This window comes from Rheinheimera sp. A13L, assembly GCF_000217935.1.
In the GTDB taxonomy this organism is placed as follows: Bacteria; Pseudomonadota; Gammaproteobacteria; order Enterobacterales; family Alteromonadaceae; genus Pararheinheimera.
In genome coordinates this window covers 13,162-37,866 of record NZ_AFHI01000001.1, presented here as the reverse complement: position 1 = coordinate 37,866, position 24,705 = coordinate 13,162, and the positions used below count along the sequence as shown (strand labels likewise).

General features: G+C 46.1%; 17 protein-coding genes. 11 read left to right on the top strand and 6 right to left on the bottom strand.

Annotation, left to right across the window (positions count from 1 at the left end):
• Positions 1 to 41: 41 nt before the first annotated feature.
• Complete coding sequence (locus RHEIN_RS00150; protein ID WP_008896933.1) at positions 42 to 1,388, bottom strand: sodium-dependent transporter; 1,347 nt, start codon at positions 1,386 to 1,388, stop codon at positions 42 to 44.
• A 274-nt stretch (positions 1,389 to 1,662) separates the two neighbouring features.
• On the opposite strand from RHEIN_RS00150, the gene RHEIN_RS00145 reads away from it, so the two are divergent.
• Both RHEIN_RS00145 and rsuA read left to right on the top strand, forming a co-directional pair.
• On the top strand, positions 1,663 to 3,159 hold the full coding sequence (locus RHEIN_RS00145; protein ID WP_008896932.1) for a thioredoxin-like domain-containing protein: 1,497 nt from the start codon (positions 1,663 to 1,665) through the stop codon (positions 3,157 to 3,159).
• Positions 3,160 to 3,218: 59 nt separating this feature from the next.
• The gene (gene rsuA / locus RHEIN_RS00140) at positions 3,219 to 3,911 is read left to right on the top strand and encodes a 16S rRNA pseudouridine(516) synthase RsuA (RefSeq protein WP_008896931.1); all 693 of its coding nucleotides are present in this window, start codon (positions 3,219 to 3,221) and stop codon (positions 3,909 to 3,911) included.
• Positions 3,912 to 3,988: 77 nt separating this feature from the next.
• Here the strand turns inward: rsuA and RHEIN_RS00135 are convergent, their stop codons facing one another.
• Positions 3,989 to 6,916, bottom strand: coding sequence for a TonB-dependent receptor (locus RHEIN_RS00135; protein WP_040554148.1), 2,928 nt, complete (start codon positions 6,914 to 6,916; stop codon positions 3,989 to 3,991).
• Positions 6,917 to 7,433: 517 nt separating this feature from the next.
• Between RHEIN_RS00135 and RHEIN_RS00130 the strand changes: the two genes are divergently transcribed.
• The 3 genes from RHEIN_RS00130 (at position 7,434) to RHEIN_RS00120 (ending at position 11,253) form a co-directional block, all read left to right on the top strand.
• Complete coding sequence (locus RHEIN_RS00130; RefSeq protein WP_008896929.1) at positions 7,434 to 8,162, top strand: complement resistance protein TraT; 729 nt, start codon at positions 7,434 to 7,436, stop codon at positions 8,160 to 8,162.
• Positions 8,163 to 8,473: 311 nt separating this feature from the next.
• Positions 8,474 to 9,445: a catalase family peroxidase gene (locus tag RHEIN_RS00125; protein ID WP_008896928.1), complete on the top strand. Its 972-nt coding sequence runs from the start codon at positions 8,474 to 8,476 to the stop codon at positions 9,443 to 9,445.
• A gap of 110 nt (positions 9,446 to 9,555) precedes the next feature.
• Positions 9,556 to 11,253 (top strand): alpha-amylase family glycosyl hydrolase, encoded by a 1,698-nt coding sequence (locus tag RHEIN_RS00120; RefSeq protein WP_008896927.1) that lies wholly within the window; start codon positions 9,556 to 9,558, stop codon positions 11,251 to 11,253.
• Positions 11,254 to 11,256: 3 nt separating this feature from the next.
• Here RHEIN_RS00120 and RHEIN_RS20175 read toward each other — a convergent pair whose 3' ends face one another.
• Positions 11,257 to 12,894, bottom strand: a complete 1,638-nt coding sequence (locus RHEIN_RS20175) for a PAS domain-containing sensor histidine kinase (protein WP_008896926.1) — start codon at positions 12,892 to 12,894, stop codon at positions 11,257 to 11,259.
• Positions 12,895 to 13,022: 128 nt separating this feature from the next.
• Complete coding sequence (locus tag RHEIN_RS00110; protein ID WP_008896925.1) at positions 13,023 to 13,781, bottom strand: SDR family NAD(P)-dependent oxidoreductase; 759 nt, start codon at positions 13,779 to 13,781, stop codon at positions 13,023 to 13,025.
• Positions 13,782 to 13,921: 140 nt separating this feature from the next.
• Here RHEIN_RS00110 and RHEIN_RS00105 point away from each other — a divergent pair, with 140 nt between their 5' ends.
• Complete coding sequence (locus tag RHEIN_RS00105) at positions 13,922 to 14,821, top strand: LysR family transcriptional regulator (RefSeq protein WP_008896924.1); 900 nt, start codon at positions 13,922 to 13,924, stop codon at positions 14,819 to 14,821.
• A gap of 79 nt (positions 14,822 to 14,900) precedes the next feature.
• Positions 14,901 to 15,449 carry a hypothetical protein gene (locus RHEIN_RS00100; RefSeq protein ID WP_008896923.1) on the top strand — a complete coding sequence of 183 codons (549 nt, stop codon included), beginning with the start codon at positions 14,901 to 14,903 and terminating at the stop codon, positions 15,447 to 15,449.
• A gap of 13 nt (positions 15,450 to 15,462) precedes the next feature.
• Here the strand turns inward: RHEIN_RS00100 and RHEIN_RS00095 are convergent, their stop codons facing one another.
• On the bottom strand, positions 15,463 to 15,723 hold the full coding sequence (locus RHEIN_RS00095; protein ID WP_008896922.1) for a DUF1289 domain-containing protein: 261 nt from the start codon (positions 15,721 to 15,723) through the stop codon (positions 15,463 to 15,465).
• A 566-nt stretch (positions 15,724 to 16,289) separates the two neighbouring features.
• On the opposite strand from RHEIN_RS00095, the gene ilvG reads away from it, so the two are divergent.
• The 4 genes from ilvG to ilvA all read left to right on the top strand — a co-directional run bounded on the left by ilvG (position 16,290) and on the right by ilvA (position 21,884).
• Positions 16,290 to 17,948: an acetolactate synthase 2 catalytic subunit gene (gene ilvG / locus RHEIN_RS00090; RefSeq protein ID WP_008896921.1), complete on the top strand. Its 1,659-nt coding sequence runs from the start codon at positions 16,290 to 16,292 to the stop codon at positions 17,946 to 17,948.
• Entirely contained in the window at positions 17,945 to 18,229 is a 285-nt protein-coding gene (ilvM, locus tag RHEIN_RS00085) for an acetolactate synthase 2 small subunit (RefSeq protein ID WP_008896920.1), read from the top strand. Before ilvG ends, ilvM begins: the two co-directional genes overlap by 4 nt.
• Before the next feature lie 227 nt (positions 18,230 to 18,456).
• Positions 18,457 to 20,310, top strand: a complete 1,854-nt coding sequence (gene ilvD, locus RHEIN_RS00080; protein WP_008896919.1) for a dihydroxy-acid dehydratase — start codon at positions 18,457 to 18,459, stop codon at positions 20,308 to 20,310.
• A 65-nt stretch (positions 20,311 to 20,375) separates the two neighbouring features.
• Positions 20,376 to 21,884, top strand: coding sequence for a threonine ammonia-lyase, biosynthetic (gene ilvA, locus RHEIN_RS00075; protein ID WP_202797757.1), 1,509 nt, complete (start codon positions 20,376 to 20,378; stop codon positions 21,882 to 21,884).
• Between the two features lie 15 nt (positions 21,885 to 21,899).
• On the opposite strand, the gene RHEIN_RS00070 is transcribed toward ilvA, so the two are convergent.
• On the bottom strand, positions 21,900 to 24,608 hold the full coding sequence (locus RHEIN_RS00070) for an NACHT domain-containing protein (protein ID WP_008896917.1): 2,709 nt from the start codon (positions 24,606 to 24,608) through the stop codon (positions 21,900 to 21,902).
• Positions 24,609 to 24,705 lie beyond the last annotated feature (97 nt).

Below are 24,705 nucleotides of genomic sequence, written 5' to 3'. Positions count from 1 at the left end.
AACTCCGGACTTTATAGTGATCACTCAGGCTTTGATTGTATTTAACTGCCTTTAATGGTCATGATGGCTACTATAGCAATCAGCACCGGAGAAACCACAGCGGCCAGTAACCAGTAAATTTTCTGCACAGCTGCAGGTACTTCACCCGCCAGAATAGCTTTAATTTGTGGCCATACCCGCCAGCCAACAAAAGTCGCAGCAAACATACCACCTAAAGGCATCAGCACATTAGAGGCCATAAAGTCCATGGCATCAAATGGGGTTTTTCCGAAAATAGTAAAACTCTCCATGCCACCACCAAAGGACAAAGCCGCAGGAATACCCAGCACTGTATAGTTCACTACAGCAACCAGAATAGTGGCTTTTTTGCGCTGCATTCCATATTCGTCAATCAGGAAGGCGACTACAGGTTCCAGAATAGAAATGGACGAAGTGACAGCGGCAAATAACAATAAGCTGAAGAAAATTAACGCCAGAACCTGACCTCCGGCCATTTGTGCGAATAGCGCTGGCATGGTGATAAAGGTTAAGCCTGGGCCTGCTGCAGGGTCGACATTAAAGGCGAATACAGCGGGTAAAATCATTAAACCAGCCATGACTGAAGCCAAAGTTGCCAGGCCAGCAATCCATAAACCAGCATTCACTACCTTAGTTTCAGGGCTTAAATAAGAGCCATAAGCCACCATTAAACCAGCACCTACAGACAATGAAAATACGGCTAATCCTAAAGCATCCAGCACCATTTTAATGCTCAGTTTGCTCCAGTCCGGAGTAATAAAATAAATCACCCCTTCAATGGCACCTGGCAAAGTCAGGCTGCGCCATACCATCACCAGCATCAAGGCAAAAAGGGCTGGCATCAGAATTTTACAAATACGCTCAATACCAGATTGTACCCCTGCAATCACGATCACAGCTGTGATGATCATAAACAAGGCGGTATAAATTAACGAAGAAGTGGGGTTAGCAATAAAGTGGGTGAAGGTATCACTCAATACTTTAGCGTCTGTGGTCAACACTGTGCCCTGGATACTTTGTACTATATAGGCAATAGTCCAGCCTCCTACCACACAGTAGAAGCCCAGAATTAAAAAGACCCCAAGGACGGACAGCCAGCCTGCTATATGCCAGTAGCCTTTGCCTAAAGCACGATAGGCTGAAGTGGCGGATTTTTTGGCGGTACGGCCAATCATCATTTCTGCCAGCAGCATCACCACACCGACAGAAAATACGCAGGCCAGGTAAACCAATAAGAAAACGCCGCCGCCATTGGCACCAGCAACATAAGGGAATTTCCAGATCGCGCCAAGGCCCACTGCAGAGCCTGCCGCCGCTAAAATAAATCCTATACGCGAACCCCAGCTGCCGCGTGTTGTCGAGTTAGTCATGCTTATCTCTTATATTAGTTATAGTTTTTTTGGACCTTATCTATCTGCTGACTCATGGGTAAGACAAGAATGAGCCTGGAAGTCGCAGAAGTTACACCTTGGTGCAGCAGCAAGATAGAGGAAATCCGTGGCAAAAAGCAACCAAAAATCCGTCGCTGTCATCAATCTATCGTTAAACTCAGGTTAATCAGCGCCTGTTTAATTAAAACAATGAACGAAATTCATGTTAAGAACGTTCTATATAGTGGATGAGTTGTTTGACCAGGAGTCACGAATGCGTTTTAAACTAATAATCTGGATTTTCGTCATGACCTGTAGTTTAACCTTTGGCCTGGCCAAAGCTTCGGCCCGCACCAACAGTGTTGAGTTTCCAGTTGGCTTACCCTGGCTGAATGTGACCGAACCTTTAACTATGCAACAACTAAAAGGCAAGGTGGTGTTGCTGGATTTCTGGACCTATGGCTGTGTCAACTGTATTCATGTGATCCCTGATTTACACAAGCTGGAACAAAAATATGGCAATCAGCTGGCTGTGATTTCTGTGCATTCGCCGAAATTCGAAAACGAAAAACAACTCAGCACTTTAACCTCCATAGTTCGCCGTTACGGTATGCAACATGCGGTGGTAAATGATGTGGAGTTTCAGTTATGGCGCTCTTATGCAGTGCGCGCCTGGCCTACTTTTGTCCTGATCGGGCCTGACGGCAAGTATGTAGGGCAAACCTCAGGTGAAGGCCGCTATGATGTATTGGATCAAGCCATTAAACAGTTGCTGGCTGAGTTTAAAGGTGAGCCTAACCTCACACCTTTGCCGATTAAATTACTGGACCCGTTAAACACTATATTGGCAGCGCCCGGTGCTGTCACTGTGGATGAGCGTTATATCGCCATCAGCGATACCTTACACCATCAAATAGTGCTGATGGATCATCAGGGCAAGCTGGTGAAACGTTTGGGCTCTGGCATAGCAGAATTAAAAGATGGTCATAGCGACAGCAGTGCTTTTTCTTCGCCTCAGGGCTTAGTACTGACGGACAAAGCTCTGTATGTTGCAGATACAGGCAACCATGCCATTCGTCGTATCGACTTAAGTACCTTTCAGGTCAATACTATTGCGGGCAATGGTGAGCTGGCACAGGGCCGTTTAATCTCAGGCTCAACGCCTGCTCAGGTCTCTTTACGTTCGCCCTGGGATTTAGCGCTTGATAACAATACTTTGTATATCGCTATGGCTGGCAGTCACCAAATCTGGACTCTGGATTTAAAAAGCTCAGAGCTGAACCTGTTTGCAGGCACAGGGCAGGAAGCTTTGCTGGATGGCAAACGCCGTGACGCTGCTTTTAATCAGCCAAGCGGTTTAGCCTTAAGAGGCAATAAATTATGGGTCGCTGACGCCGAAGCCAGTGCAGTGCGGCAAATCGATTTAAGTTCAGGTAAAGTTGATACCTTAGTCGGGCAGGGCTTGTTTGAATTTGGTTTAAAGGATGGTGGTTTTAAACGGGCTTTGCTGCAACACAACAAAGATGTGGTGGCGCTGGATAAAAACACTTTGGCAGTGGCTGATACCTACAACCATAAAATCAGACTGTTGGATTTAGACAAGCAGCAGGTGATGACACTTAGTTTAGGTACTGAGCTGAATGAGCCAGGCGGTTTGGCAGTCTTTAATGATGAGCTTTATATTGCCGACACCAATAACAACAGAATTCTGCGCTGGCATTTAAAACAGCAAAAACTAACTGAGCTGCAGGTGCCTGCTTCTAAACCTTAAACTGGTATCCACAGGACGAACTGGTTACACTGAACCCATAACAGTTGGGAAACTCAAAGATGCGTTTAGATAAGTTTATATGTGATTGCACCGGTTTGACCCGTAGTCAGGCCGGTAAAGTAGTGCGTCAAAAGCTGGTGAAAGTGAATGGCGAAATTGCCAAACAACCGGCTTTACAGCTCAAAGCCTCCGATCTGGTGTTTTTAGAAGACGAGCAACTGCAGCTGATAGGCTTGCGTTATATAGTGATGCACAAACCTGCTGGTTATATCTGCTCGACTGAAGATCCGGACCACAATACTGTATTTACCTTAATGGACGAACCTTTGATGGAGCGTTTACATACAGTGGGCCGGCTGGATTTGGATACCACTGGTATGGTACTGATCACTGACGATGGTCAATGGTCACATAAAATCAGTTCGCCTAAACACCACTGCCCTAAAACCTATCGTGTATGGCTGGCCGACCCTGTGTCTGAAGCCGTGATTGCTGAATTTGCAGCAGGTATTATGTTACGTGGTGAAAAAGACTTAACTAAGCCGGCGAAACTGGAAATCATTGATCCACACCAGGTCTTGCTGACGATCTGCGAAGGTCGTTATCACCAGGTGAAACGTATGTTTGGGGCTATAGGCAATAAAGTCGAAAAGCTGCACCGCGAACAAATTGGCGCTTTGCCACTGGACCCGGATTTAGCCGAAGGCGAATACCGTTACTTAACAGCTGAAGAAGTGGCGTTGTTTCGCTGAAATTGCTCTGTTGAAATTGTTGCGCTGAAATAAAACAGGTCAGGTGATGGCGTTGCTCCACCACTCTGACCTTTCTGCTAGAAGCTCCAGCCTGCGGACAGTTTCAACTGACGTTTGCCTCCGTTGGTGGCGTTAATGGGGTTAGGCGAACCAAACTGATCAGAGTCAGGATTTAAGTTAAAGTTACTGTAATTATTCTGATTAAACAGGTTCTGTATGTCGAAACGAATACGGAACTTAGAACCATGGCTCAGATAATCACTGCCAAACTCCTTGCTGAGTGCCAGATCAAAACGCTGATAATCACTTTTCTTTGGTTCAGCACGGTCAAAGAAGCAGTCATTAGCACCCTGAGTACAGTCCAGATACTCCAGAGTGGTCGCAGACGACCAGGTGTATTTCATCGAAGCAAAGATATCCCATGGCAAGTCATAACTACCGGTAAGCACAATACGGTGATCAGGTACGCCAACTGACTTGTTCCAGCCATAATCAGAAACACTTTCATAATCCAAAGCAAAGACGTCACTGAAAATGCGGTTTTCTTCCGCATCACTGAAGGTGTAGGCCAGGTTCATGCCCCAGAAATCTTTATGTGGCCGGTCGACTTTTATATAGAGGTTATTGTTGCGGGTTTGTCCGTCGTTCGACGACAGGATCAGGTTACCCCAGCCTGGTACGCCAAAAGCCCATGGCTGACCCCAACTGGTACCGTCGGCCAGGAAAGAGCCATTTTCACGTCTGTTACCCAGCCGCCAGTTAAAACCGTCTTTGGACTGAGTATGAGCAATACTGATGTCCGTATTCCAGCCCCCCCAGTGGCTGCGCACGCCCACACTCAGTTGATCGGAGTAAGGCATTTTTAAATCGTTATGCAGCAGGAAACGTTCGCCTTTGACATTGATGCTGGACAGCAGGTTGTTCAGGCCTGCCTGAGTCAGGTAAGCCGGATCCCAGGGGGTACAGTTGTTGGCATTTGCATCACAAGGGTTGGCCGGGTCGCCACTGAACAGGTAACTCACCTGAGCAAAGGAGCCCTTGCTTTCTTCCAGTTGCACAAAGTCGAATTGCTGACGGTCGTAAGAGCGGCCATAACCACCAAAGAGTGTATGGTCACGGCTTTCACCCATCACGTAACTAAAACCAAGCCTGGGTTGCCATGCGCCTTTGAAATAGCTGCGCTCCTCGCCAGTGCTGATGTAGTTTTCGATATCGTAGTTGGCATTATTCAGATTCGACCAGCCGCGTAATGCGGTAACCAGTTCTGCAGGAGTCTGATAGTTTTTATAGCTTGGTGTTTTTTCATAGTCCCAGCGAATGCCCGGATTCAGGGTCAGGCGCTCTGTGACTTCCCAGTCGTCCTGGATAAACAGGCCCAACTGGGTATTGTTGGTCTCAACATTGCCACCTACCGAATCTGTCGCAGGTACCCCCCATTCGACCATGTAAGGTTGGTCATAATCAAACTGGCCAGAACCATTAATTTCTACGTTATAGAAATACTGTGGGTTATAAGGCTGTTGTTGCAGGGTATTCAGCTTGATTCTTTTGTATTTGATACCGGCTTTCACCACATGATTGCCGTTCCAGTCTAAATCCAGCCAGGTGTAGTCATTTTGTACTGCCCAGCCTTTTTGTCCTTTGTCCTGAAAGTTACGACCCCCGCCCATATTCAGGATCGGCTGCCGTGTTGCTGTCTGCAACACAATACCCGGGCCATCGGTATAGGGTTTAGGATTCCAGGCCGCGTCTTCATAGGTCAGACGGAATTCATTCTGACCACTGTCCATGTAATACAGATGCTTGATATTCAGGCGGTGATCATGCACCTCACGATTTACACCATAACTTAAGGTATTGATGCCGCCAAAATCGGCGACATCAGTTTCGTCCCTTAACTTAATGGATGCTTCCAGCGAATGGTCCTGGTTAATAGCCCAGTCCAGTTTGCCAAACACTAAGTCTTCTTCAAAACCTGAAGTCTCACGGCCTAACAATGGCTGTAAATCAGCAGGTAAAGTCAGTAAATTAACGCCAGCGCCGCCGGTAATATCTACAGGTTCCTGAATTTGTTTACGCTCATACGACACTAAAAAGTGCAGCTCGTCTGTCAGGAGTGGGCCAGATAGCAACAGTCCGGCATGTTTAGTCAGCGATTCGGTTTTACCCTTTTGTTCGTTAGGTTCTGCTTCTCTTAAACCCTGATCGGTGTAATCCACAAAAACATCGCCTTCGAACTCGTTGGTACCAGAGCGGGTGACAGCGGTAATGGCTGTGCTGCCTACCTGATCAAATTCGGCTTTGTAATTTTGGGTAATCACTTTGTATTCGCCAATGGCGTTTTGTGGGAAAGGGTTACCACGGCTGGAGTCCTGACCTGTAATACCGCCTTTGAGCACATAGTCTTTTTGGCTGACACCATCTAAGAAGACGTTAACGTTGCGTTGGTGCTGAGCGCCGCCACGGATACTGATATTGCCACCGCTGTCGGTATTCATCTGAACACCGGGCGCCATATCGGCGAAGGCTAAAAAGTTTCTGTTGTTCTGTGGTAAGCGGGCAATCATTTCAGGCGTAATGTTAGTGCCCACTTCACCTCCGGCAAAGCTTTCAATGCGTACGCCGCTGATAGCAATACGTTCAATGTTGTCGTCGCTGCTGTCTTCCAACGAAATATCCACCATCACTTTTTGGCCTAAACGCAGCTCTACGGGTTCTGTGCTGTTATCACCTACTTTGATTAACCAAATACCAGGTTTTAAACCAACAAAGATGTAGGAGCCATCTTCACGGGTAGTTGTGGTTTTGCTGTTGCCTCGTTCTTTGTCTGTGGCAGTGACTGTTATGCCTGCAGTTGATAGTGCTGCTGTTTGCTGAATGATTTTTCCCGCTATGGTCGCGCCTGCAATTTGTGCTGTTACCGGCGCAACTACAGCACCTGACAAAATGGTGGCTATCGCTAATGACAGCATATTGCGCCTGAACCAATCTGTATTTTTTTTCATTGTCTTCCCCTGAAAATTAGGTATCCGTAGTGTCTTTATTTCTTGAAATTCAATGAATTTCTATTAAATACAGGTGCTTATATCTGGCTTGTGTGGTCAATAAGCACAAGCTGTTGCTACTACTTAGGCATAGGTCAATGCCAAAGTCAGTCTGATAGCCAACTATCGGAGAGTACGGAGAGTGCCGAAACTTCATCTATCCTCAGTAGCCAGCAAAGAAGAAAGGCTGCAAAGCGTCATTGCGGCAGGCAGGTGCGCGCTTTAAAGTCCGGAGATTATTTCTGCGAATCTGGTGTTGCTGGCGTCAGAGCCGTCATGCAATTCAAAGATCGACTTCCAGAGTTCATCTGCAATTCATTCTGTCGTCTTATACTTCCTGTTAACACGGCAGCAAGCGCAAAAACGGCATAATCTGTTACATCTTTTCACATGATGGATGAACACTTCGCTTAAGTCTGTAACGCGCTGTCCGTTAAACTATGCAGGTCTAATCTCATTGAGTGTTATGGAGTTTTATATGTCGAAAATGAAAATCGCTGTTGCCGCTTTAGCTCTGGGCGCTTTGGTGTTGTCAGGCTGTTCTGCCACTCATACGGCAATCAGCAAACGTCATCTGGAAGTTCAGACCAAGATGAGTGACACCATATTTTTAGACCCGGTAGCAGATGATAAGCGTACTGTATTTATCCAGGTGCGTAACACTTCGGACCAACAGGGTTTATCGATAGAACCTCAGATTATCGAAGCGGTTCAGGCCAAAGGCTACCGTGTAGTACGTGATCCGGAACAGGCCAATTTCTTATTACAAGCCAATGTGTTACAGGCTGGTAAAACTGATTTACGCGCTCAGAATGAAGCCTTTGGCGGCGGTTTTGGTGGTGCTTTGGTTGGTGGTGCTATAGGTAACCAGTTTGGCAGTGGCAGTGGCCGTGCCGGTGCTACTGTAGCTGGTGCTTTGATTGGTTTAGCAGCTGACGCTATGGTGAAAGACGTGCATTACAGCATAGTCACCGACCTGCAAATTTCTGAGCGGGCGAAAAAAGGTGTAGTGGTGCTGGAAGAAAACAGAGCCAGCTTAAAACAAGGCAACAGCGGCTATAAAAATGTTTCGTCCACAGAAGAAACAGAGTGGAAACGTTACCAGACCCGCATTATGTCGTCAGCTAACCAGGTGAATATGGAATACGCTGAAGCTGAACCAGAATTAGTAAAAGGTTTGATGCGTTCTATTTCAGGCATTTTATAACCCGTCGTCCTTGCAGCCGCAGCCGCGTTGACTGCGTCTGCTTTTAAGGCAAGAGTATCGCCCCAGTCACATAGGCAACTATGCTCCTGGGGTCTCGAAGCCTTGCCGCCTTGCTGCAACAGCAATGACTTAGGGTTTGGGTAAGGCGTTTTTAGTGCAAGTCTTGATTTCCCAGTGGCTGCCGTTTTGTTGTCTTCGGCGGCCATTTTTTAAATTTGCTTTTAGTCGTCTGTCGCCCCCTCTGAAAGTTTTTCACTGATCGTCCTGTCTCTGTTGGCTGTATGTATTGCAGAGATTCAAGAGGATGTTCGATGAACAAAGTGACTTTATCTTTATTGCTGGTGTTAAGCCCTGCTTTGCAAGCCGCTGAGCAGGCTACTCCTGACCAGTTTATTGATGTTTTTGCCAAAATTTTTGGTGAACATAAAGGCGAGCGTAAAGGTCATGCGAAAGGCTTTTGTGCTGTAGGCAGTTTTCAGGCTTTACCTGAAGCTAAAAACTTCAGCTCAGTGTTTTGGTTATCTGGCGAAAAAGTACCTGTGACTGCGCGTTTTTCTATGGCAGGGGGCAACCCCAACGCGCCTGAAAATGCCCGTTCTCCGCGTGGTTTAGGTGTGCAGTTGAAAGGCTCAAAGGGTGAACTTCAGCATTTTGCCATGTTAACTACTCCGGTTTTTGGCGCTAAAGATCCGGAAAACTTTTTAGGCTTACTGCAAACTCTCATTCCAGACCCTGCGACTGGCAAAGCTGATATGACCAAAGTTCAGGCTTTTCGTGCAGCTCATCCGGACACCCAGCCTCAGGCTGAGTATTTAGCAAAAAACTCGCCGCCGTGGAGTTACGCCACCACGCCTTATTTTGGCATTCACACCTTTTTTATCAAAGACAACAATGGCGTGGAGCATAAAGTGCGTTGGCATTTTGTGCCTGAAGATGGCGTCAAAGGTTTAACTGAAGCTGAAATCAAAGCACCACCGACAGACTTTCTGCAAAAGCGGCTCTCTGAACGTTTAGCTAAAGGCCCAACCCACTGGACTATGCAGCTGGTGCTGGGAGACGCGGCCGATACTGAAACCGATCCTTCAGTTTTATGGCCAACACAGCGTACAACTCTGGATATAGCACGCTTGTCTATTGAGGAACAAGGCGGTGAAGCCTGCACTACAATCAACTTTGACCCCAATGTACTTAGCCCTGGCGTAAGAGCAAGTGCAGACAGAGTATTACAAATGCGGTCTCCGGCTTATGCTATTTCCTTTGGCAAGAGATTAACCAACCAGTAGCTGATTTAACGCTAAATCGAATGCCCCGGTCGGGTGCATTCGTATGCAGTCTGGCCCTGTGGCCTGAATTTGACTAAGCTGGGTCAAACTCAAAAAACAGGGATCTTCGAATGCTGAATAAATCATTGCTGGCGCTGGCTTTAGCCGTCGCTTTAACGGGCTGCGGCAAAGCGCCTGAACAAACCAGCTCTGCTGCTGTTGAAACTCCGGTCGCAGTGACCCAAACCGCAGAAGCAACAACCCCCTGGTGGCAGGACGCAGTGTTTTACCAAATCTGGCCCCGCAGTTTTTACGATACAGATGGCGATGGCACTGGTGACTTTAAAGGCATAGAAGCCAAGCTGCCCTACCTGCAGGATTTGGGCATCAACGCCATCTGGTTAACCCCTATCTTTGAAGCGCCTTCTTACCACGGTTACGACTTCACCGAATTTTATGAAGTAGAACAAGACTATGGCTCTATGTTGGATTTTGAGCAGTTGGTACAAGCCGCCAAAGCGAAAAACATTAATATTATCCTCGATTTAGTCATCAACCATATCTCCGATAAACATGATTGGTTTCAGCGCTCAGCCAAAGGTGAAGCGCCTTATGCTGACTATTTTGTCTGGCGTGAAGACATGCCAACAGATGGCTGGGGTCCGGCCTGGAACACTGAAGTCAAACCAGAAACAGTCTGGCACTACAACGAAGAGCGCAAAGCGTATTACTACGCCGCTTTTGGTGCATCGCAGCCTGATCTGAATTTAAAGCACCCTGATGTGGTTGCCGAAATGAAAAAGATGGCCAAATTCTGGCTGGATAAAGGTGTGGCAGGTTTCCGTTTAGATGCAGTGCGTTATGTACACGAAGATGGCCCACAACAAAGAGCTGATACCCAAGGTACTATAGATTATTGGGTCGACTTTACTCAGTACGTCAAAAGTGTCAGACCTGATGCCTATCTGGTAGCTGAAGCCTGGGTCGATTTACCTATAGCAGCCAAATATTGGGGCGATGGCAAAGGTCTGGACGCTGGTTTTGATTTTGAGTTTGGCTACAAAGTGCTGGAGCTTCTGAACGCTGGCAAACAAAATGCCGAATTTGGCACTATGAAGCAGGAAAACACCACGCAAGCAGACAACCTGCTGATGGCAAACTTACAGCAACGTAAAACCACTGCAGCACCTATGGAGTTTTTCAGTCCTTTCCTGACCAACCACGATCAGCCACGCTTGAGCTGGCAGTTAGAGCAGGACTTTAACAAAGCCAAGCTGGCAGCAGCTGTCTTATTCAGCTCTCCTGGCACCACTTATATCTATTACGGTGAAGAAATTGCGCTCACTCAGGCGTCCGACAAAGAGCATATACACCGCCGCTCGCCAATGTTCTGGGATAACAGCCCTCAGGCAGGTTTTAGTACAGCAGAAAAAATCTGGGTGCAACGCGATGATTTATTCCCGCCTCAGGCTGAAAGCAGCTGGTGGACGCCATTTCTGACGGCTCAGCAACAAGGCCCAAACAATGTGGCTGCACAGCAGGCTGATGAGAAATCTGTCTGGTCTTTGTATAAATTCCTGATCAAACAAAAAGCCGAACGTGCCGAGTTTGGCATAGCAGGAGATTACAAAGCAGAGTTTTTAGCTGATGGTAAGTTGCTGAAAATTGTCCGGTCTTTAGGTGATAAACAAAGCCTGATGCTGCTGAACTTATCCACTGAAACTATGGCTGTACCGGCTGACTTAGTACCAGCAGGTATGAAGGTCAGCTGGCAGGAAGATGAAACACCAGAGCTGAACGCTCACCAACTACAAATCTGGCAAAACTAAAGGTTAAGAAACAGGGGCGGAGTTAAGTTCTGCCCCTGCTTTCAAATCTATATAAAAGCTGCTGCCCTGGCCTGTGGTGCTTTCAAAGGACAGAGTGCCGCCATGTTGTTCAATAATAGATTTACTGATACTTAAGCCTAAACCTGTACCACCGAAGTTACGTACATCTGAGGTATCAGACTGGCTGAACGGCCTGAAAATCAGACTTTTAAACTCTTCATCTATGCCTGCGCCCTGGTCGATGATGGCAATACGGACTTGTCCGTCCTGTTGCTGCACCTGAACTTTTACTGTCGTATTGGCAAAAGAAAACTTCGCGGCATTAGATAACAAATTCGCCAACACCTGCATCAAACGATTGCTGTCAGCCCATAACCATAAATCATCAGGCACAGCGCCTAATTCTATAGTGACCTGATGTTGTTCAGCATAACCGGCCATTTGATCGACAGCGCAGTGTAATAACGGCTGCAACTGCACCTTGGCGAAATGGAAATTCATCTGGCCTGCTTCAATTTTTTGCATATCCAGAATGTCATTAATCAGCCGGATCAGCCGCTGACTGTTTTGTTCGGCCAGTTCCAGCATGGCGCGGATCTTAGGGTCTGGCTCACCCAGCGCATTGCCCAAAATTAAACCCAAAGCGCCATGAATTGAAGTTAAAGGCGTGCGAAGTTCATGGCTGACGGTAGAAACAAAACGGTTTTTGAGTAAATCCAGTTGTTTGCGGGCGCTGATATCTTCATACACAGCTATACCAAAGGTCAGTTCACCATGTTCGTTGTAACCAGGCCGGCCCCAGGCCTGCATATGACGACGAATACCGTCCTGCTCAATTTCCATATCTTCTGTCTGACTGACTTCGCCCGCTAAAGCTTTGGCGGCGGGCATTTGATCGGCCGGATAAAGTTTGTTGGTGCCCGCCATAAAAGCCAGAGGCTGTTCAGGTTTTGGGCCTAATAGTTCTTTAGCCGCTCTGTTGTTGTAATAAGGTTGTTGGTCTTTGCCCTGCACTACTATGCCCATAGGCAAATCATCAATCCACTGCCGGAACTGATGCTGAGTGGTGGCCTGTAATGATTGTGTATAGCTGACAAAGGTGCGAACCACGACAAAAAATACAATGCAGTTCACTATGATGTAAGTGGCCCATGAAGCGGGATCGGCTACATAACGGCTGATACTGATCGGAATAGACAAATAACCTGACATAAAGCCCAAAGCCGTGCCCAGCATACTGAAAAAAGTAGCAACAGCTAAGATCAAGGCCACTCTGGCCTGATACAACACATGAGCGACCAGACAACTTAATACCAGCCACCAGACACCGGGTGAAGCAAAACCAAAAGTTAAAGCACCGGGTAATCCAACAGCCCAAAAAACCAGAATCAGTAAGCCACCTTTTAAACGCAACGACATTTTATGGCACAGCCAGGCACCACAAACCAGCAGAATGCCGACAGCAACATGCACTGAATACACAGGCAACCAACCGGTATTAAAGGAACGCAATATCGAAAGAGGTACAGCAACCATTGCAATCAGCGCAAAGCTACGCCATAAAGAGTTCGTAAACTGATGGCGAATTTCGCTGAGCTTTTGGTGCAGCTCTGTAGTCGAAGCGCTTGGGGACTGACTCAAGAATCCATTTCTCTGCAGGTATAATTGCTTCACTCTAACCAGCAGTGCAACAAGGTGCAATCTATCCTTTTGTCTTCAGCTGAAATAAAAGCAGGGCCTTTGAGGATAAGGCCCTGCAACAGAGCATTTTACAGGTGAATACCGCCTGATACTTCAATACGCTGGCCGTTAATCCAGCCACTTTGTTCTGATAATAACATTTGCACCACACCACCAATATCATCAGGCAAACCTACCCGGCCTAACGCAGTTTGCGACGCAATATAGTGATTAATATCCGCATTATCCCGTACAGCGCCGCCGCCAAAATCAGTTTCAATAGCACCAGGCGCCAGTGTATTGACTCTGATACCACGCGCACCTGATTCCAGCGCCAGATAACGGCTTAGTACTTCAACTGCACCTTTCATCGCGGCATAAGCGCCATAACCTGGCAAAGCAAAGCGGGTTAAGCCAGATGAATAGTTCAGAATACGGCCCTCATCTGCAATCTGAGGTAACAGCTGCTGAGTTAAGAAAAATACACCTTTGAGATGCACATTCATCAAAGCGTCAAACTGCTGCTCTGTGGTCTCATTCAGTGCGGCATAAATGCCAAAACCTGCGTTATTGACTAAAAAATCAAACTGGTCGCGTTGCCATATTTGTTGTAAATGAGTGGCTAATTGTGCTGAAAACTCAGCAAAAGATGACACATTGCTGGTATCCAGTTGTATGGCAACGGCTTTGCGGCCTAAGGCCTGAACTTCTGCCACTACAGCTGCAGCTTCGTCGGCTTTGCTGTGGTAGGTCAGCACTAAATCCACACCTGCTTTGGCTAAAGCTAAAGCGGCATTTTTTCCTAAACCGCGGCTGGCACCTGTAATTAAAGCAATTTTCTGACTCATGTTATTTCCTCTGTGGTTAAGCGTGGCTAATTCAACAACTGCAGTGTATTGTTTGATTTAATCCGGATAAATAATGAATAATCGGAATCACTGTTCGTTATTTGCGGATAGTTTGTGGCAAAGAAAAAGGCAGGGTGGGAATGGACAGAATTCAGCAGATGCAAATTTTCCAGCGGGTGGCACAACTGGGTAGCTTTATCCGCACCGCTGAGCAGTTGGGTTTGCCAAAAACTTCAGTGTCAGAAGCTGTACAGCAGCTGGAAACTCAACTGAATGTGCGGTTGTTAAATCGCACCACCAGAAGAGTAGAGCTCACGCAGGACGGCACCAATTATTACCAGCGTTGTGTTGAATTTCTGGCTGATTTTGATGATTTGCAGCAATTGTTTCAGCAACAACCTGAACAGCTCAAAGGTGTATTACGCATTGATATGCCGACAAACTTAGCGCGGGAAGCCGTGATCCCAGCCCTGCCAGAGTTTTTAGCCCAGCATCCGCAGCTGCATATTCAATTGAGCAGCACAGACCGGCGGGTGGATTTAATAGCCGAAGGTTTTGATGCGGTGATCCGTATTGGGCAACTCACCAGCAGTAGCCTGATCGCCAGACCTTTGGCGTTATTACCACAGGTGAATTGTGTCAGCCCGGCTTATTTGCAGAAATTTGGTATGCCTGAAACTCTGGACGATTTAAACAGTCACAACTTAGTGTTTTACAGCCAGCAACTTGCAGGTAAGCCTGATGGTTTTGAATATCGTCAGGATGGCAAAGTCAGGTTCTGGCCTATGTCAGGCGCCATCACTGTGAATAACGCTGAAGCTTACACAGCGGCTTGTCTGGCAGGTTTAGGCATTATTCAGTTACCGGAAGTGGCTGTGCGCCAGTTGGTGTCGCAAGGCAAGCTGGTGCAGGTGTTACCAGAGTATCAGGCCGCTGCTATGCCCATTTCTGTATTGTATGCACACCGAAAGCAGCTCAGCCGCAGGCTAAAAGTTTTTATCGATTGGTTGCAAGGACTGATTAATTCGGGCTACAACTAAAGAGTGGTCACTGTCGAAACAAAAGGTGTTAACCTGCTGATCCGGCGCAATCTTCACTAACCATAACTAAGGAGCTTCAATGCGCTATTTTTGCATCAGTTTATTGTTGTGGTTCAGCACTGTTACTTTTGCGGCTATCCCTGTGACTGATCAATTTATTGTGGATGGTGTGCCCCATGAGGTGGACAGCAGCCCGCTGGATAAGCTGCATCAGTCCGATGAAATCCGGCTGAAATTGCAAAACCAGCTGGCCTGTGCCGCAGATCAGCGGGGTTATAAGGGCGTTTGGGAATTAAAAGGTCAGCAGTTGTTTTTAAATACCTTGCAGCAAAATGACTGCAAAAGCGCAGCAGTGGTCAATATAGATCCGCAACTGTTGTTTGACGAAACACAGTACCCGCTGAAAGCGAACTGGTTTAGCGGCGCTATCAAAGTGCCGTTAACCGACAAAGACTACAAACATTGCCTGACCGACGAAGGCTCGGACGAAACTATAGGTTATGCCTACCTTGCTATGGTGTATGAGTTTATTGCCGGTGAATTGGTAAAACAGTCGGAGCAGATTGTCACTGAAAACTGGCAAAGACCACGCAGCAACTGCGCCAACGTGCCCACAGCCAGGGTTTGAACCGCGCTTTTTTTTAGAAGCCAAACATATCCGGCGTAGAGCCTATATCTGCTTCCAGGCTCTGATCCGGCTTACCAGCAAGCCGGGCTGCATCTCGCCTTGCCCTGCGGTTTTCCAATAATTTTAGAATGCGGGAGCGTTCTTCCACGGGTTTGTTATGCCAGTTAAAGCGTTCGTCACGCGAGCGCAAGCAGCCGAGGCAATAACCTCTGCTGTTGTTTTCGCATACCCCAATACAAGGATTGGGTAAGTCAAACAGCTCTAATTGATCCATTACACCAACAATGAACGACTCTCTGCTTAAGATTCTGGCTTATTCTGCCTAAAAATGCAGCTTTTGTAATTTTTTTACAAAAATCAGCCAAAAGCAAAAATATCTGTTGACTTAAGATGGTTAGACGGCTATTTCTATAGGCATAAATTTTCGGCACCTAACGTAAAAACACCGCCGAAACTAAAAGTTAACCAACTAGAGTTAAAATTAAAAAATGCGTTTAGCTTCTATTCTGAACATTATTGTGGTCCTCGTAATCGTGGTGATTAGTCACTGCGGGGGCTCGCGTTTGGAATTTTAAGCAGCAAAAAAATTCTCAACAAAACCCCCGCACCGAAAGGTCCGGGGGTTTTGTGTTTTAAGGTCCCCGGAAATTTCGAAAAAGGTTTTGTTGGTTACTGGTATCAACAACAAAGAAAATTTAGAGCTCAACCTAATTAAGGTTGCAGGGTAGATGAAAACGTAGGGGCGGGGTTTACCCCCGCCCGTCCAGCGTCCAAAGCGGTGCCGGATTAGTATTCATAAACCGCTGCAGCTTCAAGTACGAAGAGCAAAGGGGAAAGAAAATGAAAGGCGCAGAACTGGTAATCAAGCTGCTGGAGCAAAAGGGAGTCGAACATATCTTCGGCTATCCGGGCGGAGCTATTATGCCAATCTACGACGCGCTGTATCAGAGCAAAGTGAAACACTACCTGTGTCGTCATGAACAGGGTGGTGCTTTTTCTGCCATAGGTTATGCCCGCAGTTCAGGCAAAGTGGGGGTTTGTATGGCCACCTCAGGCCCTGGTGCGACCAACCTGATCACTTCCTTAGCCGACGCTTTATTAGATTCAGTGCCTTTAGTGGCCATCACAGGGCAAGTGTCGCAAGCCGTGATGGGCACAGATGCTTTTCAGGAAGTTGACGTTTTAGGTTTAAGCCTGGCTGTGACCAAACACAGTTTTATGGTGACAGACGTCACCGAACTGGAACACACCTTAAACGAAGCTTTTGAATTGGCGATGTCAGGCCGCCCGGGCCCGGTTCTGGTGGATATTCCAAAAGACGTGCAACTGGCTGAAGTGCAGTTTAAACCTCGTTTAGTTGAAGATGCCGAAACTTCTCAGCAGCAATTTTTACCAGCAGCAGCTTTAGAGCAGGCACGTTTATTAATTCAAAATGCCAAGCGCCCAATAGCTTATATAGGCGGTGGTGTGCATATGGCCGATGCAGTGGCGCAGCTGCAAGACTTTTTAGCCCAAAGCCCTATGCCTTCGGTCACTACCTTAAAAGCCATGGGTACAGTGCCGCCTTCTAATGCCTATTACTTAGGCATGTTAGGTATGCACGGCACTCAGGCCGCCAATCATGCGGTGCAGCAATGCGATTTATTAATCTGTTTAGGTGCCCGTTTTGATGACAGGGTGACTGGCAAACTGGCTGCTTTTGCGTCGGACGCCAAGGTTATTCATATCGATATAGACCCGGCCGAGCTACACAAATTACGCCGTGCCGAATGCGCCATGATAGGTGATTTACGCGAGCTTTTGCCTGCGATGTCAGTACCCACTCACTGCGAAGACTGGTTAAAACATTGCCTGAACATGAAACAGCACCACGGCTGGCGTTATGACCATCCGGGTGAGCGTATTTTTGCGCCTTTAATGCTGAAACAGTTAAGCGAACGTATGCCGGACAACGCCGTAGTGTGCTGCGACGTAGGCCAACATCAAATGTGGGTGGCGCAGCATATGAGCTTTAGTCATCCACGTAATCATTTAAGCAGTGGCGGTTTAGGCACTATGGGGTTTGGTTTACCAGCGGCTATAGGCGCGCAGTTAGCCCGGCCAAAAGATACGGTAGTGACGGTCAGCGGCGACGGCTCTTTTATGATGAATGTGCAGGAACTGGGCACCATCAAACGATTCCGCCTGCCGGTAAAGATTGTGATAGTCGATAACCAGCGTTTAGGCATGGTGAAGCAATGGCAGGAGCTGTTTTTTAACGAGCGTTACAGCGAAACCGATTTATCCGATAACCCGGATTTTGTCTCTTTAGCCGCTGCTTTTGCCATACCAGGCCACAGCATCAGCCGTAAAGACGAAGTTTTACCAGCGCTGGAAGCCATGTTTACCTGGCCAGGCCCTTACTTATTACACGTTCGAATAGATGAAACAGACAACGTCTGGCCATTAGTACCGCCAGGAGCAGCCAATCAGGATATGTTAACGGAGAAAGCACAATGAACACTGCATGCGTAAATCACGTTTTAACCATCCAGACTAAAAACCAACCTGTGGTGTTAGAGCGGTTATTGCAGGTTACCCGTTACCGTGGCTTTGAAGTGGCAGGCATGGAAATGAAACCTATGGCCGATTTCAGCGGCTTGCTGGTGACTTTGTCTATCGTTAGCGACAAACCCATAAGCCTGCTGACCAATCAGTTAAACAAGTTATACGATATCGACTGTCTGGATTGTGTAGAGTCACAACTAACACAAAGTCAAACAAGCTCAATGCGGGCTTAAGCCGCTAAACTTAAGACAAATTTATAAGCTCTGCGTCTAACATCAAGTAGCAGAGCTAAACATTAAACAAGCTAGAGATACCCCAAAGTAATTGGGATTGCAGCCAGGCGACAAGCGAGCGAGACCCCAGGAGCATAGTTCACTATGTGACTGGGGCGAGGAGCGAAGTCAACAACGCTGCGGTTCCAAGTACGAAGGGGAACTAAATAAACCGGAGCAACAAGACCATGCCAAAGTTAAGATCAGCCACTACCACCGAAGGCCGCAATATGGCGGGAGCCCGTGCTTTATGGCGTGCCACAGGGGTAAAAGATACCGACTTTGGTAAACCTATTATTGCCGTAGTGAACTCCTTCACCCAGTTTGTGCCCGGCCATGTGCATTTACGCGATTTAGGCAAACTGGTGGCTGAAGCTATTGAAGAAGCTGGCGGTATAGCCAAAGAATTTAATACCATCGCCATAGACGACGGTATTGCCATGGGCCACGGCGGTATGTTGTACAGCCTGCCGTCACGCGAAATCATCGCCGACTCGGTGGAATATATGGTCAACGGCCACTGCGCTGACGCTATGGTTTGTATTTCCAACTGCGACAAAATCACCCCTGGCATGTTAATGGCGGCACTTCGCTTAAATATTCCGGCCATTTTTGTCTCAGGTGGCCCTATGGAAGCAGGCAAAACCAAGCTATCGGACCAAATTATCAAACTGGATTTAGTAGACGCTATGGTGTCGGCTGCCGATCCAAAAGTATCGGATGCCGACAGCGAACAAATTGAACGCAGTGCCTGCCCAACCTGTGGCTCTTGCTCTGGTATGTTTACCGCCAACTCAATGAACTGCTTAGTCGAAGCTTTGGGTTTAGGCCAACCGGGCAATGGCTCTATGTTGGCGACCCATAGCGACCGTAAAGCGCTGTTTATCAGTGCCGGTGCGCGCATTATGGACTTATGCAACCGCTGGTATAAACAAGACGACGCCAGCGCTTTACCTCGTAATATCGCCAATAAAACCGCTTTCGAAAACGCCATGATGCTGGATATCGCCATGGGCGGTTCTACCAATACAGTGCTGCATTTATTGGCCGCTGCTATTGAAGCCGAAGTCGATTTTGGCATGAATGATATCGACAGGTTATCGCGTATGGTGCCGCATTTATCCAAAGTGGCGCCGAGCACGCAAAAATACCATATGGAAGACGTACACCGCGCCGGTGGTGTTATTGCGATATTAGGCGAACTGCTGCGCGCAGGTTTACTCAACCCGGACACACCTCATGTGGCAGGCAGCTCTTTGGGTGATGTGATCAACCGCTTTGATATCACCTTAACCAAAGATCAGCAGGTGCTGGATTTCTTCCGCGCTGGCCCCGCCGGTATTCGTACCACTAAGGCTTTTTCACAAAGTTGCCGTTACCCAACATTGGACGACGACCGGGCTGAAGGTTGTATCCGCAGCAAAGAAAATGCCTATTCACAAGACGGCGGTTTAGCTGTGCTGTACGGCAACATAGCGCCAAACGGCTGTATTGTGAAAACCGCTGGTGTGGAAAAAGAAAACCTGGTGTTTAACGGCCGCGCCCGTATTTTTGAAAGCCAGGACAGCTCAGTGGAAGCTATTCTGGCCGGCAAAATTGTCGCAGGCGACGTAGTGATTATCCGCTACGAAGGGCCAAAAGGCGGCCCTGGTATGCAGGAAATGTTGTATCCAACCAGTTATTTAAAATCGATGGGCTTAGGCAAAGCCTGCGCTTTGATCACTGATGGCCGTTTCTCTGGTGGTACTTCGGGTTTATCTATAGGCCATGTATCGCCAGAAGCTGCCAGCGGCGGCGCTATTGGCCTGGTTGAAGAAGGCGACGCCATCGCCATTGATATTCCAAACCGCAGCATCGCCATTGGTGTCAGCGACGAAGTATTGGCAGAGCGCCGCGCTGCTATGGAAGCCAAAGGTAAACTGGCCTGGAAACCTGTAGATCGCGTGCGTTCAGTCAGCCCGGCCTTAAAAGCCTACGCCATGCTGGCAAGCAGTGCCGATAAAGGCGCAGTGCGTGATCTGAGTAAATTGGAAGACCTATGAGTGCGGTAGAGAAATCTTTTAAAACTGCATCCGACTGGCAGCGCCCTGCGCCTAATCCAGCCTTGATGCAGCAGTATTTGCGGGAAATTTTATTGTCGCCTGTGTATCAGGCGGCAATAGAAACCCCGCTGCAGGCTATGCCAAAACTCAGCCAGCGTATTGGTCAGCATGTGCTGTTAAAACGTGAAGATATGCAGCCTGTGTATTCCTTTAAGCTGCGTGGCGCTTTTCATAAATTGCATAAAGTGCGTGAGCAAAACCCGGGTGGAAATGTGGTGTGTGCATCTGCAGGCAATCATGCTCAGGGCGTGGCTTTATCGGCCAGCAAACTGGGCCTGCACGCCACTATAGTCATGCCTATCACTACGCCAGAAATTAAAGTAGCAGCAGTCAAAGCCCTTGGCGGCAAAGTGCTGCTGCACGGCACTGCTTTTGACGAAGCCAACCGCTTTGCCATCGAGTTATCCACTACCCAGGGCGCCACTTATATTCCACCTTTTGACGACGCCGATGTCATTGCAGGTCAGGGCACTGTAGCCAAAGAGCTGTTAAGCCAACATAACAAACTGGATGCGGTATTTATTCCGGTTGGCGGCGGTGGCTTATTGGCTGGCATGGCGGTGTATATCAAAGCCGTAATGCCGGGCGTGAAAGTGATAGGCGTAGAGCCTGACGACGCCGCCTGCTTAAAAGCTGCGATGGACGCGGGCGAGCCTGTCACTTTAGACAGAGTAGGGCTATTTGCCGACGGTGTGGCGGTAAAACGCATAGGCACCGAAAACTTCAAACTGGCGCATTTATACTGCGACGATGTGATCACAGTCTCCAGCGACGAAATTTGTGCGGCTATCAAAGATATCTTCGACGACTTACGAGCAGTTGCAGAACCTGCTGGTGCTTTGGCTTTAGCTGGCCTGAAAAAATATGCAGCAACTGCGGATCAGACGCAAAATTTAAGTGCAGTACTAAGTGGCGCTAACCTGAACTTCGACACTTTGCGTTACGTGTCGGAGCGCTGCGAACTGGGCGAGAAAAAGGAAGCGGTATTTGCCGTTACTATTCCGGAAGAAAAAGGCAGCTTCCGCCGTTTTTGCCAAACCTTAGGCGGCCGCGCCATCACCGAATTTAATTACCGCTACGCCAGCGACAACAAAGCCCATATTTTTGTTGGCATCAAACTGCGCCATGGCGCAGAAGAACTGCAACAGGTCAATCAGGCCTTATCAGCAGCAGGCTACGACTATCAGGATTTATCCGACGACGAACTGGCCAAACTACACGTACGCCATATGGTCGGCGGCATGCCACCACGTTTAGTGCAAGAGCAGGTCTACCAGTTCAACTTCCCGGAATATCCAGGCGCGCTAATGAACTTCCTGAACACTCTGGGCGAGAAATGGAATATCACTCTGTTTCATTATCGTAATCACGGCGCAGCTACTGGGGATGTGTTGGCTGGCTTTGAGATTGCTGATCATGCAGAGATAGCAGAGCATTTGGATACATTGGGGTATGAGTATCGGCTGGTGACCAGCAATGGGGCTTATAAGGTGTTTTTGACGGCGGCCGGTTAGGCCGCTGGTGTAAATTTAATAGTAACTATCTGAGCCGTATCTATCTAATTCATCAGGTATATAAATACCGAATTCGCTCATATCCAAATTTGAGTGTTCACCATAATCTATTATTCTATAAACACTTTTAGTTTTTTCTGTCAGTTTAAATAAATCGTAAAGTCCAGTCCTTTTTTCTTTTGGTGAAGATTTTATCATTTGCCTTAGTATGTTATTAGATCTTTCAACCTCTCCGTCTTCTTGAATTATTTGCTCGAAGATAAACGTTATATCAGTTTTTTGTGAAAATAAGCAAAGAGCTCCAGCCCACCAAGTCTGGCTAATTAAATCGATTATATCTATATTTCTATCAAGTGATATCTGTTCAGAAACCAAGTACTCTTGGAATCTAAAATGGCCAAATGAATATTTTTTGGATAAGTTATCAAAATATATTATGTTGCTTGGTGATATCATTTCGTTAAATAGTTTTATGGCATCTGAGTGCCTATCTTCTAACTTTAGTTTTCTAGATATTATTTGTACGCAATCTATCTGGCTTAATTCTCTAACTTTTCTTGTGTGCATTTCGTAAGCTAAGGCCATTGCCGTTTGCATCAAAATTTTTCTGGAAAATTTTTGTCGTGTAATTCCCTTAGATTTATCGTATTCTCCAGTGAGTAGAGAAAATCTTTGTTCATAAATCTCATGTTCGCATGCAGGAATGCTAAATCCTTTTTCGACCAAATCACATGCAATAGTTGCTAGCAAAGGAGAACTGATTTCTCTAAATAGATCAGTGTTCTCTACGCGATTTAATAATAGGTTTTTTGCATCATTATCACCAAACCATTTATTAACGAACTGCAGAAGCTGCTCCTTTGTGAAGGGAAGAAGTGTTATGCCAAGAAAGTCTATATCGTCTAAGTATTTAACGCAGTCTCTAGATGATATTATAATTTGGCATTTATGTGATCTTTTAAAGTTGTTTATTGATTGTAGTATTCCCTTAATTGAATCATATGCTTCGTCCAAGCCATCTATTATTACTGTTTTGTCTTTGGTTATTTCTTTCTTTAGTAAATCAAGAGTTTGTGAGTTGAATGCAATTCCTTTTGATAACAGAATGCATATAAATATTGCATTATTTGGATCGGCTATCAATCGCTCGTCATGATTCATTTTGTCCGGGTCTTTACCGATTATGCTTCTATATATTTTATTGTGTTTCTCTACGACTCTGTTTAATGGGACATAAATAACGCTATTCTTCTCTATCTTAGACTTTGATATAGCGAAATTGCTTAACGTCGTCGTTTTTCCTGCGCCTGCTGCACCATAAACTGCAATATCATAGCCTGAGCCAAGAATATCTTCAGGTTTGACTTCGATCCGCTCTTTTGAATAACCGCTAAGAGATATTTCAATGATTTCATGAAAAATAGATGACTCATTGGTTATTTCATGTAGAAATGAAAGGCTTTCTTCAGTGGTAAGTAGGAATGTTTGAATGTTGTTTTTTATGTTCTTTGATAATTTTGTATATTTATCTTTATAGGTTTTTATTCTGTCAATTATTTCATCGGTTGATATTCTTATTTCCATTTCTGGTCTGGATATTATCTGGCTTTTAATGTTTTTAAGCCTTTGGGCTAGGTTTTTATTTTCTTCTAGTTTTGTTTTTATGTTGTCTACTATTCTATTGTTAACCGATATCTTTGGCAGGTTGTGTGGGTCCGTTTCATGTCCATTCATTTCTAAAAATGTGATTACGCTAGCAATTTCATTTTTATCATTTATGCTATCAAACTTGAACTGATTTAATTGTTTTTTTAACGTTGACTGTAGTTCTGATATGTTTTCTTTTATTATTGTTATTTCTTTTTGAATGCTCTCAGCATACTTCATGTTCTCTTTGTTTTTATCTGTTTCAAATAACTCTTTATATTCCTTAAATTCAGACTCAATTTCCTCGGGGGATTTTAATGATATTTTGATGCCAAATTTTTTATTTATTTCGTAGTATTTTTTCCTGAAAGTAGCCCATATGCTTTGGTTGAAATTTAACTCGTCTTTTCTGAAAGATATCTTTGATGTTAGTAAGAAGTTGCTATTTATTGAGCCGACGAAAAAATCGAGGCTCATGTAGATATCTTGTATTCTTTTCTTTGAACATGAATTAACAGCTATAGATAACTCTTCATTTGAATCTTCTGCATCGCTAGTGTCATATATTTTTGTGCTTTTCTGAATAATTGAATCAAGTATCTCTGGGGCGTATGTTTTTATCGAGTCAAGAACTTTTGGTCCATCGTATATCAGTGTTTTTATATTCATCTTTTCAGATATGTTCATTAGTGGTTTTATCTGATCCATAAATCTATCGGAAGCCTGTTCTGGAAAGGCTAGTATGATGGTGTTTGGTTTAATCTTTTTACCATCTATATTTATAGAGCCGGCATCAATTGCTTCATATAACTGATGTGTTAATTTTGTGATCGTGCTGGCATCTTCTATAGTCTGTTTTTTCTTTATTTTCTTGACTTGAATCAAAGTTGTATGAGGTTCGGGCTCTAGAGGCATAATTTTTTGTAAGATAATATCTCTTCCTTTCTCTAGTATCCCTCCATTAAAGTCAACCCTGTCATATCCCATCTTTGTAAACAATTTCACGAGAATATTTTCAGAGAAATCATTTTCTTTCATACTCGACAAAGCTGTTAAATATTCAAAATTTTCATTCATAGATAATACAGATCCTTTAACAGCAAAACCGGTGTCAGGTCTTACGCTGTGCCTCAAACTACAAAGCAACGCCATCCGTCACTTTGACTAGTTCTTT